General features: G+C 51.6%; 17 protein-coding genes and 1 other annotated feature. Of the genes, 11 read left to right on the forward strand and 6 right to left on the reverse strand.

The features are described 5' to 3' along the window. Nucleotides 1-16: 16 nt before the first annotated feature. The 4 genes from ACRQ84_RS04180 to hxpB all read right to left on the reverse strand — a co-directional run bounded on the left by ACRQ84_RS04180 (nucleotide 17) and on the right by hxpB (nucleotide 3,185). Nucleotides 17-607, reverse strand: a complete 591-nt coding sequence (locus tag ACRQ84_RS04180) for a metal-dependent hydrolase (protein ID WP_064741219.1) — start codon at nucleotides 605-607, stop codon at nucleotides 17-19. 140 nt (nucleotides 608-747) lie between these two features. Then, nucleotides 748-1,509, reverse strand: coding sequence for a 2-dehydro-3-deoxy-D-gluconate 5-dehydrogenase KduD (gene kduD / locus ACRQ84_RS04185; RefSeq protein WP_064741016.1), 762 nt, complete (start codon nucleotides 1,507-1,509; stop codon nucleotides 748-750). A gap of 13 nt (nucleotides 1,510-1,522) precedes the next feature. Next, nucleotides 1,523-2,359 carry a 5-dehydro-4-deoxy-D-glucuronate isomerase gene (gene kduI / locus ACRQ84_RS04190; protein ID WP_483817255.1) on the reverse strand — a complete coding sequence of 279 codons (837 nt, stop codon included), beginning with the start codon at nucleotides 2,357-2,359 and terminating at the stop codon, nucleotides 1,523-1,525. Between the two features lie 157 nt (nucleotides 2,360-2,516). Then, complete coding sequence (gene hxpB / locus ACRQ84_RS04195) at nucleotides 2,517-3,185, reverse strand: hexitol phosphatase HxpB (protein WP_064741018.1); 669 nt, start codon at nucleotides 3,183-3,185, stop codon at nucleotides 2,517-2,519. Nucleotides 3,186-3,326: 141 nt separating this feature from the next. On the opposite strand from hxpB, the gene ACRQ84_RS04200 reads away from it, so the two are divergent. Continuing rightward, a complete protein-coding gene (locus ACRQ84_RS04200; protein ID WP_064741019.1) occupies nucleotides 3,327-3,863 on the forward strand; it encodes a YniB family protein in 537 nt (178 codons plus the stop codon). A gap of 4 nt (nucleotides 3,864-3,867) precedes the next feature. Here the strand turns inward: ACRQ84_RS04200 and ACRQ84_RS04205 are convergent, their stop codons facing one another. Beyond that, entirely contained in the window at nucleotides 3,868-4,761 is an 894-nt protein-coding gene (locus ACRQ84_RS04205) for a fructosamine kinase family protein (RefSeq protein WP_483817256.1), read from the reverse strand. An 89-nt stretch (nucleotides 4,762-4,850) separates the two neighbouring features. After that, nucleotides 4,851-5,141, reverse strand: a complete 291-nt coding sequence (gene ghoS / locus ACRQ84_RS04210) for a type V toxin-antitoxin system endoribonuclease antitoxin GhoS (RefSeq protein ID WP_064741021.1) — start codon at nucleotides 5,139-5,141, stop codon at nucleotides 4,851-4,853. A 332-nt stretch (nucleotides 5,142-5,473) separates the two neighbouring features. On the opposite strand from ghoS, the gene ACRQ84_RS04215 reads away from it, so the two are divergent. The 10 genes from ACRQ84_RS04215 (at nucleotide 5,474) to ACRQ84_RS04260 (ending at nucleotide 14,285) form a co-directional block, all read left to right on the forward strand. Further along, nucleotides 5,474-6,235: a DUF481 domain-containing protein gene (locus ACRQ84_RS04215; RefSeq protein ID WP_064741022.1), complete on the forward strand. Its 762-nt coding sequence runs from the start codon at nucleotides 5,474-5,476 to the stop codon at nucleotides 6,233-6,235. Nucleotides 6,236-6,481: 246 nt separating this feature from the next. Continuing rightward, nucleotides 6,482-8,419 carry a threonine--tRNA ligase gene (gene thrS, locus ACRQ84_RS04220; RefSeq protein WP_064741023.1) on the forward strand — a complete coding sequence of 646 codons (1,938 nt, stop codon included), beginning with the start codon at nucleotides 6,482-6,484 and terminating at the stop codon, nucleotides 8,417-8,419. After that, complete coding sequence (gene infC / locus ACRQ84_RS04225; protein ID WP_064741024.1) at nucleotides 8,415-8,966, forward strand: translation initiation factor IF-3; 552 nt, start codon at nucleotides 8,415-8,417, stop codon at nucleotides 8,964-8,966. Before thrS ends, infC begins: the two co-directional genes overlap by 5 nt. A gap of 99 nt (nucleotides 8,967-9,065) precedes the next feature. Then, nucleotides 9,066-9,263, forward strand: coding sequence for a 50S ribosomal protein L35 (gene rpmI / locus ACRQ84_RS04230; protein WP_004157374.1), 198 nt, complete (start codon nucleotides 9,066-9,068; stop codon nucleotides 9,261-9,263). Between the two features lie 94 nt (nucleotides 9,264-9,357). Next, nucleotides 9,358-9,714: a 50S ribosomal protein L20 gene (rplT, locus tag ACRQ84_RS04235; protein ID WP_007892678.1), complete on the forward strand. Its 357-nt coding sequence runs from the start codon at nucleotides 9,358-9,360 to the stop codon at nucleotides 9,712-9,714. 116 nt (nucleotides 9,715-9,830) lie between these two features. Next, nucleotides 9,831-9,956, forward strand: a sequence feature (Phe leader region). Further along, a complete protein-coding gene (pheM, locus tag ACRQ84_RS04240) occupies nucleotides 9,836-9,880 on the forward strand; it encodes a pheST operon leader peptide PheM (protein WP_106120997.1) in 45 nt (14 codons plus the stop codon). Its footprint overlaps the feature before it by 45 nt. A 71-nt stretch (nucleotides 9,957-10,027) precedes the next feature. After that, the gene (gene pheS, locus ACRQ84_RS04245; protein ID WP_483817257.1) at nucleotides 10,028-11,011 is read left to right on the forward strand and encodes a phenylalanine--tRNA ligase subunit alpha; all 984 of its coding nucleotides are present in this window, start codon (nucleotides 10,028-10,030) and stop codon (nucleotides 11,009-11,011) included. A 14-nt stretch (nucleotides 11,012-11,025) separates the two neighbouring features. Continuing rightward, nucleotides 11,026-13,413 carry a phenylalanine--tRNA ligase subunit beta gene (gene pheT, locus ACRQ84_RS04250; RefSeq protein ID WP_483817258.1) on the forward strand — a complete coding sequence of 796 codons (2,388 nt, stop codon included), beginning with the start codon at nucleotides 11,026-11,028 and terminating at the stop codon, nucleotides 13,411-13,413. 4 nt (nucleotides 13,414-13,417) lie between these two features. Beyond that, nucleotides 13,418-13,720 carry an integration host factor subunit alpha gene (gene ihfA, locus ACRQ84_RS04255; protein ID WP_007892687.1) on the forward strand — a complete coding sequence of 101 codons (303 nt, stop codon included), beginning with the start codon at nucleotides 13,418-13,420 and terminating at the stop codon, nucleotides 13,718-13,720. Nucleotides 13,721-13,910: 190 nt separating this feature from the next. Further along, nucleotides 13,911-14,285: a DUF2502 domain-containing protein gene (locus ACRQ84_RS04260; protein ID WP_483817259.1), complete on the forward strand. Its 375-nt coding sequence runs from the start codon at nucleotides 13,911-13,913 to the stop codon at nucleotides 14,283-14,285. Nucleotides 14,286-14,375 lie beyond the last annotated feature (90 nt).

Genomic DNA, 14,375 nt, shown 5'->3' on the forward strand with positions numbered 1-14,375 from the left:
CTCTTGATTCGGCTGGTTATTGACCGTTTTGACCATTAACCAGCCGACCGACGCCATTTTGTAGCGTATTGAAGAGCTGTTCCGGCCATCCATTGGCACCAAAAGAGGGCAATCCGGGCGGGAACCACAACGCATACCCGACCAGCGCCAGGCAAAGTGCCCGCTCCAGTTGGTTACCTTTCTGGCTTTTAAGTATCGGCAACCGAAAGCGCCAGCGACAAGGCCACAACAGCGGCACACCTGCAGGCGTTAACATATCGGCGACGATATGGCTAAGATAACCAAGCGTCATACCTTGCAATACATCGGCCGGAAGAAACCAATCGGCGGGTACATTGATCTGGAATAGCCACAAACTTACCGCGACCGCCAGCAAACTGTGGGTAAAACCACGGTGACCAAAGGCGCGGGCGATGGGGTGCGACAGCCACCTCAATCGCTGGCCTAAAACGGACTTGGGGTGATCGATATCGGGTAGCAGGCAGGTCAGCAGCGCAGCAGGGACTAAATGCCACCAATCGGCGCTGGCCAGCACTGGCGTCAGCTCCGCGCGCTTGGCAAAAATGGCGCTGGCAATGGCAAAAATGATATGGCCTTCGGCCGTCATGATGAAACCTGGCTGCATAAAACTGTCGATGCATCCAGTATAGGGATTTATCCAGTGAATGAGAATGGTGACGCTGTAACGAAGCGTTAATATTTTTCACTTTCCCGCGTCACAATGACGCGGGAAAAGAATGGGTTATGTTAGCGCGCTAACCAACCGCCATCGACCGCTAAAGTATAACCCTGCACATAATCCGATGCGCCAGAGGCGAGGAACACAACCGGGCCCATCATGTCGTCCGGGATGCCCCAGCGACCTGAGGGTATACGGCCCAAAATTTCCTCGTTGCGTGATTCATCGCTGCGCAGTTGTTCCGTATTGTTGGTGGCCATATAGCCTGGTGCAATAGCGTTGACGTTGATACCGTGCTTCGCCCATTCGTTAGCCATCAGGCGCGTTAAACCCATCACCGCACTTTTTGATGCGGTGTAGGAAGGCACGCGAATGCCCCCCTGGAACGAGAGCATTGAGGCAATATTGATGATTTTGCCGCCGTTGCCTTGTGCAATAAACTGCCTTGCGACCTGCTGCGACAGGAAGAACAGGCTTTTACTGTTGATGTTCATCACATCGTCCCAATCCTGTTCGCTGAAGTTGAGCGCATCTTCGCGGCGAATAATACCGGCGTTATTCACCAGAATATCGATGCGTCCGGCATGTGCCACCGCTTGTTCAACAATGTGCGGCACAATGGAGGGTTTGGTAAGATCGGCCTGAATCGCCCAAAAACGGCGGCCTAATGCTTCAACTTTCGCTTGCGTATCATCTGGTCCTGCGCGATTGACGCCAATAATGTCACAACCTGCCTGCGCCAGACCTAGCGCCATGCCTTGCCCCAACCCGGTATTGCAGCCGGTGACCAGCGCGATTTTGCCATCAAGATTAAATGCGTTAAGAATCATAATTCGCTCCTTGTTAGCGCAGCGCGCTGATGCTGACGTGGTCCATGTCATCAAATACCTGGTTTTCGCCCACCATGCCCCAGATAAAGGTATAACGCTGTGTTCCAACGCCCGCGTGAATTGACCAACTCGGTGAAATTACAGCTTGTTCGTTATGCACTAATAAATGACGCGTCTCTTGCGGCTGGCCCATCATGTGGAACACGGCACTGTCGTCGGCCATATCAAAGTAGAAGTAGACTTCCATGCGGCGTTCGTGGGTGTGGCATGGCATGGTGTTCCACAGATTGCCATCGTCAAGGCGCGTTAGCCCCATCGTTAACTGGCAGGTTGGTAACACGTCGGGCACGATGAATTTATTAATGGTGCGACGATTCGAGGTGGCGGCATCACCCAGCGTGGCTTTTACTGCCTCATCGAGGGTGATTTTTTTGTCCGGATAATGGGTATGTGCCGGCGCGCTGTTATAGTAAAACTTCGCCGGACGGCTGGCATCGCTGCTGCGGAAAATCACGCTCTGTGCGCCTTGCCCGACATATAACGCTTCCTGATTACCTATCTCCCAGGTATTGCCGTCCACTTCAATTAAACCCGGTCCGCCAACGTTAATCACGCCGAGCTCGCGGCGTTCGAGGAAGTAACTGACGCCCAGCTGTTTGCCCACCTCATGACCGATGGTTACCGCTTTCTGCACGGGCATCACGCCGCCAATGATGATGCGATCGATATGGCTGTAAGTGAGGGTGTAATTGTCGGCGTCGAAAATTTTGTCGACCAAAAACTCGCGGCGTAAGCCGTCGGTATCCAGGGTTTTGGCATGCTCGCTATGAATGCTTTGACGAATGTCCATCTCAGGCCTCTCAAGGGTCAATGGAAGTGGTCCCGATGCGGGTCTTTGGGCATCTTAGGCAGGATGAGATGGTAATTCAATAAAAATGAAACGATGTTTTATTTATTTGCGTGTGCGATCAAGTTGCATAAAAAAGCCCGCGTTGTGCGGGCTGTGATTAACCGTGCAGATGCTCAGGTTTGAGCTGGGTTAAATCATCAAGAATTACATTGGCTAATGCCCAGCGGGCATCAGCACGATGATCGGGCGCCGGCACCACAATCGAACGCATGCGTGCGGCTTTGGTGGCAATCATGCCGTTAAAGGAGTCTTCCAACGTCACGCAGTTAAGCGGATCGATGCCCAGTTTGGCAGCGGCGTCGAGATAGACCTGCGGATGCGGTTTACTGTATGGCAGGGTTTCAGCCGAAGCCAGCACATCAAAGTATTTGCGCAGGTCAAACATCTCCAGAACGCGCTCCAGCATGTGCAGCGGCGAAGCGGATGCCAGACCGATTTTCAAACCCTGTTGCTGGCATAATTGTAACGCCTGTTCCACGCCTGGCAGCAGCGGGCGCGTATCTTCTACCAGCGCCAGCGCACGCGCAATAATGCGGTTCGTGACTTCTTGCTGATCCGGACCGCTCCACGGCAGCGCTTCAAACCACATGCGCACGGTTTGATCGATACGTAAACCCAAAGTATCCGGTAGCTCATGACGGCGAGAGATATCCACATTCAGGCTGGCGAAAATATCTAACTCCGCCCGATCCCACAGCGGTTCTGAGTCGATTAACAATCCGTCCATATCAAAGATGGCGGCCATTACGGGACGACGATATGACATACAACAGCTCCCTTTAAAATTTGGCTTACCTTATCACGAGTGCTGTCGAAAGCCGATGTGTGGCAGGCCACGCATTTTTCAGGAAAATTTGCAGTAGTGCAGGTAGACTTAGGCAAAACTATTTCGGTTCAGGGAGACACCATGACTTACCAACAGGCTGGCCGCATCGCCATCCTCAAGCGAGTGGCTGGCTGGGTGATTTTTATACCAGCATTGTTATCCACTATTATTTCTTTGCTGGGTTTTATGTTTAAGCACAGTGAAAAGCAGCCTGGCATTGATGCCGTGATGCTGGATTTTGTCCATGTCATGGTCGATATGGTGAAGTTCAATACGCCTTTCCTGAATGTTTTCTGGCAGAACTCACCGGTGCCGGAATTTAATGGTGGCGCGAACATTGGCTTTTGGCTGATCTACATTCTGATTTTCGTGGGCATTGCTTTGCAGGCTTCGGGCGCACGCATGTGGCGTCAGTCACGCCATATCAAAGAGGGGATTGAAGATCAATTGATTCTGGAACAGACCAAAGGCAGTGAAGGGCGCACACGTGCACAGCTGGAAGAGAAGATCCATATCCCGCGCCACACCATTTTTTTGCAGATTTTCCCGCTCTATATTTTGCCAATCATTATCGCTATTGCCGGCTACTTTGTGCTGAAGTTACTCGGCATGCTGTAAAGCGTCAGGCCGGTCTGGCCTGACGTTCTCCCAACACATCTTCATCTAACAACTGGCCGATAGCGAACTGCGCTTCGCCCGTCCAGTTGCCGCCGAAAACATTGGCGCGATTAAGCAGGTAATAAAGCTGATAGACCGGCTGACGTTGTGAGAATCCGTCTTCAAGGGGCCAAACCGCGTGATAGCCATCAGTAATTTGGTGCGGCAGGTCAGCATAATAACTCAGCATCGCCAAATCACATTCCCGGTCACCCCAATAGCAGGCAGGATCGAACAGCCACGGGCCGCTTGTGCTGCCTGCACAATTGGCGGGCCATAAATCACCGTGTAATAAAGAAGGTTGCGGATGATGGTTGGCTAACGTGCGCTGCACACAATCGACAATGAGCTCGGTATCGCCGTAATGCACCCCTTTTTCAGCAGCCAGTTGCAGCTGCCAACCTATGCGCTGTTCAGCAAAGAAAACTGACCAGCGGCGTAACCAACTATTCGGCTGTGGCGAGGTGGTGATGTTGTTGTCGAAATCGAGACCAAATTGCGGTTGCTCGCTCCATTGGTGCAGATGCGCTAATTGCTGACCGAGTTGAAAGGCACTCTGTTCGGTAAACGGTTCGGGAGGAATATATTCGAGCAGCAAGAAGCTGGTATCTCGATCGTTGCCCACGCCATAAACCTTCGGTACGCGAACAGTTTGCGTGCGTGCCAGCAGATCAAGTTGATCGGCTTCCCAGCTAAACAACGTAAGCATATCGCGGGTGTTACATTTGACGAACACATCTAACTCGCCATACCGGATACGCCAGGCGGGATGCACATCGCCACCGGGGAGTTCCTGATGGTCGGTGATTTGGGCATCACCGGCGTACTCGCTTAACAGACGACTAATGGCTGACCACATCGGGTAATCCTCTTGGTTCGCTGCGTGAGTTCGATTGTAACGCGCAAAACTTCAGCAAATTTGACCTCGATGCCGTTTTTTGCAACGTGTCAGGATTGTTTTTTCAGAAACGCGTCCAGCGTTGTCACTGCCACTTCAGGTTTATGGTCAAGGGCGATTTGGGCAAATCCCGCAGCTTGTTCAGCGACTTCATGCTCCTCTAAGGCGCTGACCGTGCCAAAGCTATTGGTGCCAAGCTCATGCGGATGGCCTTCATCATCCGTTAACGTTGTGCTGTATCCGCCATTAATCATGGCGCTATTAACCGACTGCAGGTCGCCGAGTCCGTTCTCTTGGTATTTCAGCGTGACAATGTAACGTTTTACATCATGGTCGCTCATCATTCACCTCATTGTTATCGAACAGATTTCAGCGTAGACCAGCAAGCAGGATTGAGCGAATTTCGAGCAGTTTATTGGGAGGAAATGACGCATCAATCTACCGCGTTGCACTTCGGATATTTCTTGTTGTCCTTAAGCTGTTATTTGGTTATTTGCCCCCTATAATGCGCAACGGAAATGGGAAGAATCCCATTAAATGAGCGCTTCAGCGGCTTTCCTGGCTTTTTTTGTGAGTACATGCTTTTTTACAAAACTTACGCTAAATTGCATTGCTTGGTCGGAGAAACGCTTCAAACTCTTCGTTTTTTAAACTGTCGTACGGATTATTTTTAATGAAAGCCCTTAACAAGCTGTCCGCTGTTTTATTGCTCTCTGCTGGAGCATTTTGTCACCAGGCATTTGCAGATAACGCCGTTTTCACCTCCATGGATGATCCTTCTACGGCAAAAAAACCGTTTGAAGGCAGTGCGTCAGCGGGTTATCTGGCTCAAACCGGTAACACCACCAGCTCTTCTCTGAGTGCCGCTACCAACATGACGTGGTACCAAACCAATACTGCATGGAGCTTGTGGGGTAACGCCTCGAACAACTCCTCTAACGATGAGCGTTCGTCCGAGACCTACAACATTGGTGGTCGTAGCCGTTATAACCTCAACAGCGCCGATTACCTGTTTGGTCAGGCAAGCTGGTTAAGTGATCGTTTCAACGGTTATGACTCCCGCGACGTATTGACCGCTGGTTACGGTCGCCAGTTCCTCAACGGTCCTGTTCACTCACTGCGTGCTGAAGTCGGTCCGGGTGTGCGTTACGACGATTTCCATGATGGCGGCCATGAAACCAAAGCTCTCGGCTATGGTGCGGTGAGCTATCAGTGGCAGCTGACGGATACCACCAAATTTATCCAGGGTGTTTCCGTGCTGAGCAGCTTCGGTGAAGACACCACGCTGAACTCAGAAACCGCGCTGCAGGTGGCAATTAATGCGCACTTCGCGCTGAAGCTGGGTTACAACGTGACCTGGAACAACAATCCGCCAGAATCTGCGCCGGATCGTACTGATACCAAAACCACTATCCAGCTCTCATACTCAATGTAAGCGAGCCGAATAGGGATCACCGCTGCCAGGCCTGTGCCTCGCAGCGGTTTTTTTTATTTCTCTTTAGCTTAGCGAATCTCAGCACGGGTTTTGATCGGCGGTGAAAGCTGCTATTATCATCGCCGCTTTACACTCCTGGCGTCATTCCGACAATGTGGGTCTGACATCACGCCAGGTAACACACTACGAAACTGATTTTTGCATGTAGGCTTTCGTGTGGCTTACCACTGCAATTAAGGATATGAAATGCCAGTAATTACTCTTCCTGATGGCAGCCAGCGCAGCTTTGACCGTCCGGTCAGCGTGATGGATATTGCGTTGGATATTGGACCGGGTTTGGCGAAAGCCTGTATCGCGGGTCGCGTGAATGGCGAGTTGGTCGATGCCGTTGATCCGATCACCGAAGATGCTCAGGTAGCCATTATTACCGCCAAAGACGACGCCGGTTTAGAAATCATTCGTCACTCTTGCGCGCACCTGTTAGGGCATGCAATCAAGCAACTGTGGCCAAACACCAAGATGGCTATCGGCCCGGTGATTGATAACGGTTTCTATTATGACGTCGACCTGGAACACACCTTGACCCAGGAAGATCTTGAGCTGCTGGAAAAGCGTATGCACCAGCTGGCTGAAAGCAATTACGATGTCGTTAAGAAAAAGGTGAGCTGGCAGGAAGCACGTGATGTGTTTGCTGAGCGTGGCGAAAGCTACAAAACCACCATTCTTGACGAGAACATCAGCCACGACGATCGTCCTGGCCTGTATCACCATGAAGAATACATCGACATGTGCCGTGGTCCGCACGTGCCGAATATGCGTTTCTGCCATCACTTCAAACTGCAGAAAATCTCCGGGGCTTACTGGCGCGGCAACAGCGATAACAAAATGCTGCAGCGTATTTACGGTACGGCCTGGGCGGATAAAAAGCAGCTGGCTGCCTATTTGCAGCGTCTGGAAGAAGCGGCGAAGCGCGATCACCGTAAAATTGGTAAGCAGCTTGATCTTTACCACATGCAGGAAGAAGCGCCTGGCATGGTGTTCTGGCATAATGACGGCTGGACCATCTTCCGCGAGCTGGAAGTGTTTGTGCGTACCAAGCTGAAAGAGTACGACTATCAGGAAGTGAAAGGTCCGTTCATGATGGATCGCGTGCTGTGGGAAAAAACCGGGCACTGGGAGAACTATAAAGAAGCGATGTTCACCACCTCTTCGGAGAACCGTGAGTATTGCATCAAGCCAATGAACTGCCCAGGCCACGTTCAGATCTTTAATCAGGGTCTGAAATCCTACCGCGATCTGCCGCTGCGTATGGCGGAGTTTGGTAGCTGCCATCGTAATGAGCCATCGGGTGCTTTGCATGGTCTGATGCGCGTACGCGGCTTTACCCAAGATGATGCTCACGTCTTCTGTACTGAAGATCAGGTACGTGATGAGGTGAACAGCTGTATTCGCATGGTATACGACATGTATAGCACCTTCGGTTTTGAAAAAATCGTGGTGAAACTGTCGACCCGTCCGGAAAAACGTATCGGTACCGACGAAATGTGGGATCGTGCGGAAGTCGATTTGGCAGAAGCGCTGAAAGAGAATGACATTCCATTCGAATATCAGCCGGGAGAAGGTGCCTTTTACGGCCCTAAAATTGAGTTTACACTGTACGATTGTCTCGACCGCGCCTGGCAGTGTGGTACCGTTCAGCTAGACTTCTCCCTGCCAAAGCGCCTGGATGCGACTTTTGTCGGCGAAAACAACGATCGCCAGACACCGGTGATGATTCACCGCGCAATTCTCGGTTCAATGGAGCGTTTTATCGGCATCCTGACCGAAGAGTTCGCTGGATTCTTCCCGAGTTGGTTGGCGCCAGTGCAGGCTGTGGTGATGAATATCACTGACAGTCAGGCAGAATATGTCAGCGAATTGACAAAGAAATTGCAGAATGCGGGCATTCGTGTCAAAGCAGACTTGAGAAACGAGAAGATAGGCTTTAAAATCCGCGAGCACACATTACGTCGCGTCCCTTATATGCTGGTTTGCGGTGACAAAGAGGTGGAAGCAGGCAAAGTTGCCGTGCGCACCCGCCGTGGTAAAGACCTTGGGAGCATGGACGTAGATGTGTTTGTTGAGAAGCTGCAACAAGAGATTCGCAGCCGACATCTTCACCAATTAGAGGAAAAAGGTTATTAAAGGCGGAAAACGAGTACAACCAACACGTCCGAACCGTATCAACGGCGAAATCCGAGCCACCGAAGTGCGCTTATCTGGCCTCGAAGGTGAGCAACTTGGCATTGTCACCCTGCGTGAAGCCATTGAGAAAGCTGAAGAAGCTGGCGTAGATTTAGTTGAAATCAGCCCGAACGCCGAACCACCGGTTTGCCGTATTATGGATTACGGCAAGTTCCTTTATGAAAAAAGCAAGTCTTCTAAGGAACAGAAGAAGAAGCAGAAAGTTATCCAGGTTAAGGAAATTAAATTCCGTCCTGGTACCGATGATGGCGACTATCAGGTCAAACTACGCAACCTGATTCGCTTTCTGGAAGAGGGCGATAAAGCCAAAATCACGCTGCGTTTCCGCGGTCGTGAGATGGCGCACCAGCAGATCGGTATGGAAGTGCTTAACCGCGTCCGTAAAGATCTGTGTGAAGACATGGATTTGGCGATTGTCGAATCCTTCCCTTCGAAGATCGAAGGTCGTCAGATGATCATGGTGCTCGCTCCTAAGAAGAAACAGTAGGCCTTCAAGTAATAAAGCCGCGCAACGCTTGCGTTGTGCGGATTTTTATTCGCCTATCTGATTCATTTTATTAACAATGCGAAGTGGATATTTGTAAAAATGCCAAAGATTAAAACTGTACGTGGCGCCGCTAAGCGCTTCAAGAAGACCGCTTCTGGCGGCTTCAAGCGTAAGCACGCGAACCTGCGTCATATTCTGACTAAAAAGTCTACTAAGCGTAAACGTCACCTGCGTCCGAAAGGCATGGTGTCTAAAGGCGATCTGGGTCTGGTTATTGCCTGCCTGCCGTACGCATAAGTAAACTTTTTATAAATCTGCCTGATAACTTTGCGTACCGGCCTTCGGCCAGCAGGGGATAGGGCATCACAGAATATGATATAGGAGAGCTCACATGGCTCGCGTTAAACGTGGTGTAATTGCTCGCGCACGTCACAAGAAAATCTTAAAACAAGCTAAAGGCTACTATGGTGCACGTTCACGTGTATACCGCGTTGCCTTCCAGGCTGTTATCAAAGCTGGTCAGTATGCTTACCGTGACCGTCGTCAACGTAAGCGTCAGTTCCGTCAACTGTGGATCGCGCGTATCAACGCTGCGGCTCGTCAGAACGGTATCTCTTACAGCCGTTTCATCAATGGCCTGAAAAAAGCCTCTATTGAAATCGACCGTAAGATTCTGGCTGACATCGCTGTATTCGACAAAGTGACATTTACTGCACTTGTTGAAAAAGCAAAATCAGCTCTGGCGTAAGTCAGTTGAAAAAGGGAGCTTGCTCCCTTTTTTATTACCCGCAACTCACGCAAAAGATTGACATTTTGGTCGCTGCGCATTTCAATAGTGCGGTTTCTAAATATGACAAGGTAACGCAAGCATGAATGCTGCTATTTTCCGTTTCTTTTTTTACTTTAGCGCCTGAACATCAGGGGCTTTTGCGCATAAGAAAAGAAACGAAAAATCGCGCTAAAAGCCTCCCTCGTGGAGGCTTTTTTGTTTCTGGCGACACTTAATCGGATCATCTGATCCCAACGAGAACTGACCAGCCCGGCTGGAAGAAGAGGAAATCATGTCCCAACTCGCAGATCTGGTGGCGCGTGCCACGGCCGCCATTGACGAGGCGGCGGATATCGCTGCTCTGGACGCCGTGCGCGTCGAATTTCTGGGTAAAAAAGGGCATTTGACGCTGCAAATGACCACCCTGCGTGAACTGCCGGCAGAAGAGCGTCCGGCAGCGGGTGCGGTGATCAATGAGGCGAAGCAGCAAGTGCAGGATCGTCTTACCGCACGTAAAGAAACGCTGGAAAGCGCTGAGCTGAACGCACGTCTCGCTGCAGAAACCATCGATGTCTCGCTGCCTGGCCGTCGCATTGAGAATGGCGGTCTGCATCCGGTAACCCGCACCATCGATCGTATCGAAAACTTCTTCGGCGAACTGGGCTTTGCGGTGGTGACCGGTCCGGAAATCGAAGACGATTACCATAACTTTGATGCCCTGAACATTCCCGGCCATCACCCGGCGCGTGCCGATCATGACACCTTCTGGTTTGATGCCACGCGTTTGCTGCGTACCCAGACATCTGGCGTACAGATCCGCACCATGAAAAACCAGCAGCCGCCAATCCGCATCATCGCGCCAGGCCGCGTTTATCGTAACGACTACGATCAGACGCACACGCCGATGTTCCATCAGATGGAAGGTTTGATTGTTGATAAAGACATCAGCTTCACCAACCTGAAAGGCACTCTGCACGATTTCCTCAACAACTTCTTCGAAGAGAACCTGCAGATACGCTTCCGTCCCTCTTACTTCCCGTTCACCGAACCGTCTGCTGAAGTGGATGTGATGGGTAAAAACGGCAAGTGGCTGGAAGTGCTGGGCTGCGGCATGGTGCATCCGAACGTATTGCGCAATGTAGGCATCGATCCAGAAATCTATTCGGGCTTTGCTTTTGGCATGGGCATGGAGCGCCTCACCATGCTGCGCTACGGTGTGACCGATCTGCGCGCCTTCTTCGAAAATGATTTACGTTTCCTCAAACAATTTAAATAAGGGCAGGTTATCCAATGAAATTCAGTGAACTCTGGTTACGCGAATGGGTAAATCCAGCCCTGGACAGCGCTGCGCTGTCTGAGCAAATCACCATGGCTGGCCTTGAAGTGGACGGTGTAGATCCCGTTGCTGGCGCTTTCCACGGTGTTGTGGTGGGTGAAGTGGTTGAGTGTGGTCAGCATCCGAACGCTGACAAACTGCGTGTCACTAAAATCAATGTCGGTGGCGATCGCCTGTTGGATATCGTATGTGGCGCACCCAACTGTCGTCAGGGTCTGAAAGTGGCGGTGGCGACCGTCGGCGCTGTCCTGCCAGGCGATTTCAAAATCAAAGCGGCAAAACTGCGCGGCGAGCCTTCTGAAGGCATGCTCTGCTCCTTCTCTGAGCTGGGTATTTCCGACGATCACAGCGGCATTATCGAGCTGCCGGCTGATGCACCGATTGGTACCGACATCCGCAGCTATCTGCAGCTGGATGACAACACCATCGAAATCAGCGTCACGCCAAATCGCGCCGATTGTCTGGGTATCATTGGGATTGCACGCGATGTCGCCGTGCTGAATGGTTTGCCGTTGACGGCGCCAGCCATTGAGCCGGTCAATGCAACCATCCCCGATACTTTCCCAATTCGGGTCGATGCCACCGCAGCGTGTCCGCGCTATCTCGGCCGTGTGGTGAAAGGCGTCAATGTGAAAGCCGCTACGCCGCTGTGGATGCGTGAAAAGCTGCGTCGTTGTGGCATTCGTTCAATCGATCCTGTGGTCGATATCACCAACTTTGTGCTGCTGGAACTTGGCCAGCCAATGCACGCCTTTGATCTCGATCGCCTCGACGGCGGTATCGTGGTGCGTATGGCAGAAGAGGGCGAAGTGCTGACGTTGCTGGACGGCACAGAAGCCAAACTCAGCAGCGACACGCTGGTGATCGCCGATCACCATAAAGCGCTGGCGATGGGTGGCATCTTCGGTGGCGAGCATTCGGGCGTGAATGAAGAGACGCAAAACGTACTGTTCGAATGTGCCTATTTTGATCCGCTAGCGATTACCGGTCGTGCACGTCGCCAGGGTCTGCATACCGATGCATCGCACCGTTACGAGCGTGGCGTTGATCCGGCACTGCAGCACAAAGCGATTGAACGTGCCACGCAGCTATTGCTAGACATCTGTGGCGGCGATGCGGGTCCGGTGATTGATCAAACTGACGCGAGTGCGCTGCCACCACGGGCGACCATTACGCTGCGCCGTGAAAAACTCGACCGTTTAATTGGTCACGTAATTGCTGACGATCAGGTCACGGACATCCTGACGCGTCTTGGTTGCGAAGTGACGGTTGGCACAGGCGAGTGGCAAGCTGTTGCACCAAGCTGGCGTTTCGATATGGCTATCGAAGAAGATCTGGTGGAAGAAGTGGCGCGCGTATACGGCTACAACAACATTCCTGATGTGCCGGTGAAAGCCAGTCTGATCATGACACAGCATCGTGAAGCCAATCTTTCGCTGAAGCGGGCGAAAAATCTGTTAGTGGATAAAGGTTATCAGGAAGCGATTACCTATAGCTTCGTCGATCCCAAACTGCAGCAGTTACTGCATCCGGGCGCAGAGGCTCTGATCCTGCCAAGCCCAATATCCAGTGATATGTCGGCCATGCGCCTGTCACTGTGGACCGGTTTGCTGGGCGCGGTGGTGTATAACCAAAACCGTCAGCAGGGCCGTGTACGCCTGTTTGAGAGCGGTTTGCGCTTTGTTCCTGATACACAGGCCGATCTGGGTATCCGCCAGGATCTTATGCTAGCGGGCGTATTAAGCGGTAATCGCTATGAAGAGCATTGGGATCTGGCGCGTCAGACAGTTGACTTCTATGATTTGAAAGGCGATTTAGAATCGCTGCTGGAATTGACCGGTAAACTTGATGCGATTTCTTTCCGTGCGGAAGCCAATCCGGCGCTGCACCCAGGACAAAGCGCCGCCATTTATTTACAGGACGAACGAATCGGATTTATCGGGGTGGTTCATCCAGAGCTGGAACGTAAGCTGGATCTTAACGGTCGCACCTTAGTGTTTGAACTGCTTTGGAATAAGGTCGCAGACCGCGTCCTGCCTGATGCGCGCGAGATTTCCCGCTTCCCGGCAAACCGCCGTGATATCGCTGTTGTAGTGGCTGAAAACGTCCCTGCAGCAGATATCATTGCGGAGTGTAAGAAAGTTGGCGTAAATCAGGTAGTTGGCGTAAACTTGTTTGACGTGTACCGTGGTAAGGGCGTAAACGAAGGCGAAAAGAGCCTAGCGATTAGCCTGATTTTGCAGGATACCAGCCGGACACTCGAAGAAGAGGAGATTGCCGCGACCGTTTCCAAATGTGTTGCGGCATTAAAAGAGCGATTCCAGGCAACCTTGAGGGATTGAACCTATGGCGCTTACAAAAGCTGAAATGTCAGAGTACCTGTTTGAAAAACTCGGGTTGAGCAAACGCGATGCCAAAGAGTTGGTGGAACTTTTTTTTGAAGAGGTTCGCCGCGCTTTGGAAAACGGAGAACAGGTAAAACTGTCCGGATTTGGTAATTTTGATCTGCGTGACAAAAACCAGCGTCCGGGCCGTAACCCGAAGACGGGGGAAGATATTCCTATCACCGCGCGCCGAGTGGTGACATTCCGTCCGGGACAGAAGTTGAAAAGTCGCGTCGAGAACGCGACACCCAAGGATGCTGACTAATTTCAGTACGACAAAAAGGCCGCTTAGCGGCCTTTTTTTTGCCTTGAATTTGTCCGCCCTACACGATTTATTCATGATGTAAGGATTTCGTAAGTATCCGGAAAATAGGGTGAAAATCGGCTCACACCGATAGTGACGGCGTCAACACTTTTGCTATAACAGCGCCATCACATAAAAAGAGGTTCAGCTGATGAAAAAGACAGCACTTTTATTAAGCATCCTGTTAGGTATGCCGCTGCTGGCTAGCGCCAATGTTTCCGTTAACATCAACACGCCGGGTGTTTCGATCCATATCGGCGACCAGGATAAGCGTGGCTACTATTGGGATGGTTACGACTGGCGTGCGCCAACATGGTGGAAACAGCATCATAACCAGCGCATTGGCACCAAAGGTCCGCACGGATACTGGAACGGTAACGGCTGGCAGGCGCAGCATCCGGGCAATGGGCCCCACCGGGATGACAAGCGTCAGCCACAGCGACAACCGCAGCCGCAGCATCACGACCAGCGTGATAATCAGCAACCGCGTGATAACCACGGTCAGCCGATTCCGCCACATCAGTAATGCTTCTCCAGCGGCGCCACCACAGCGCCGCTTTCTTTTTGCTGCAATCCCACTACAATCAAATCTCTGTTTTCTCAGCCAATCTTATCT

It is taken from the genome of Pantoea sp. E2023-21 (genome assembly GCF_051302795.1).
GTDB classification, from domain to species: Bacteria; Pseudomonadota; Gammaproteobacteria; order Enterobacterales; family Enterobacteriaceae; genus Pantoea; species Pantoea ludwigii_A.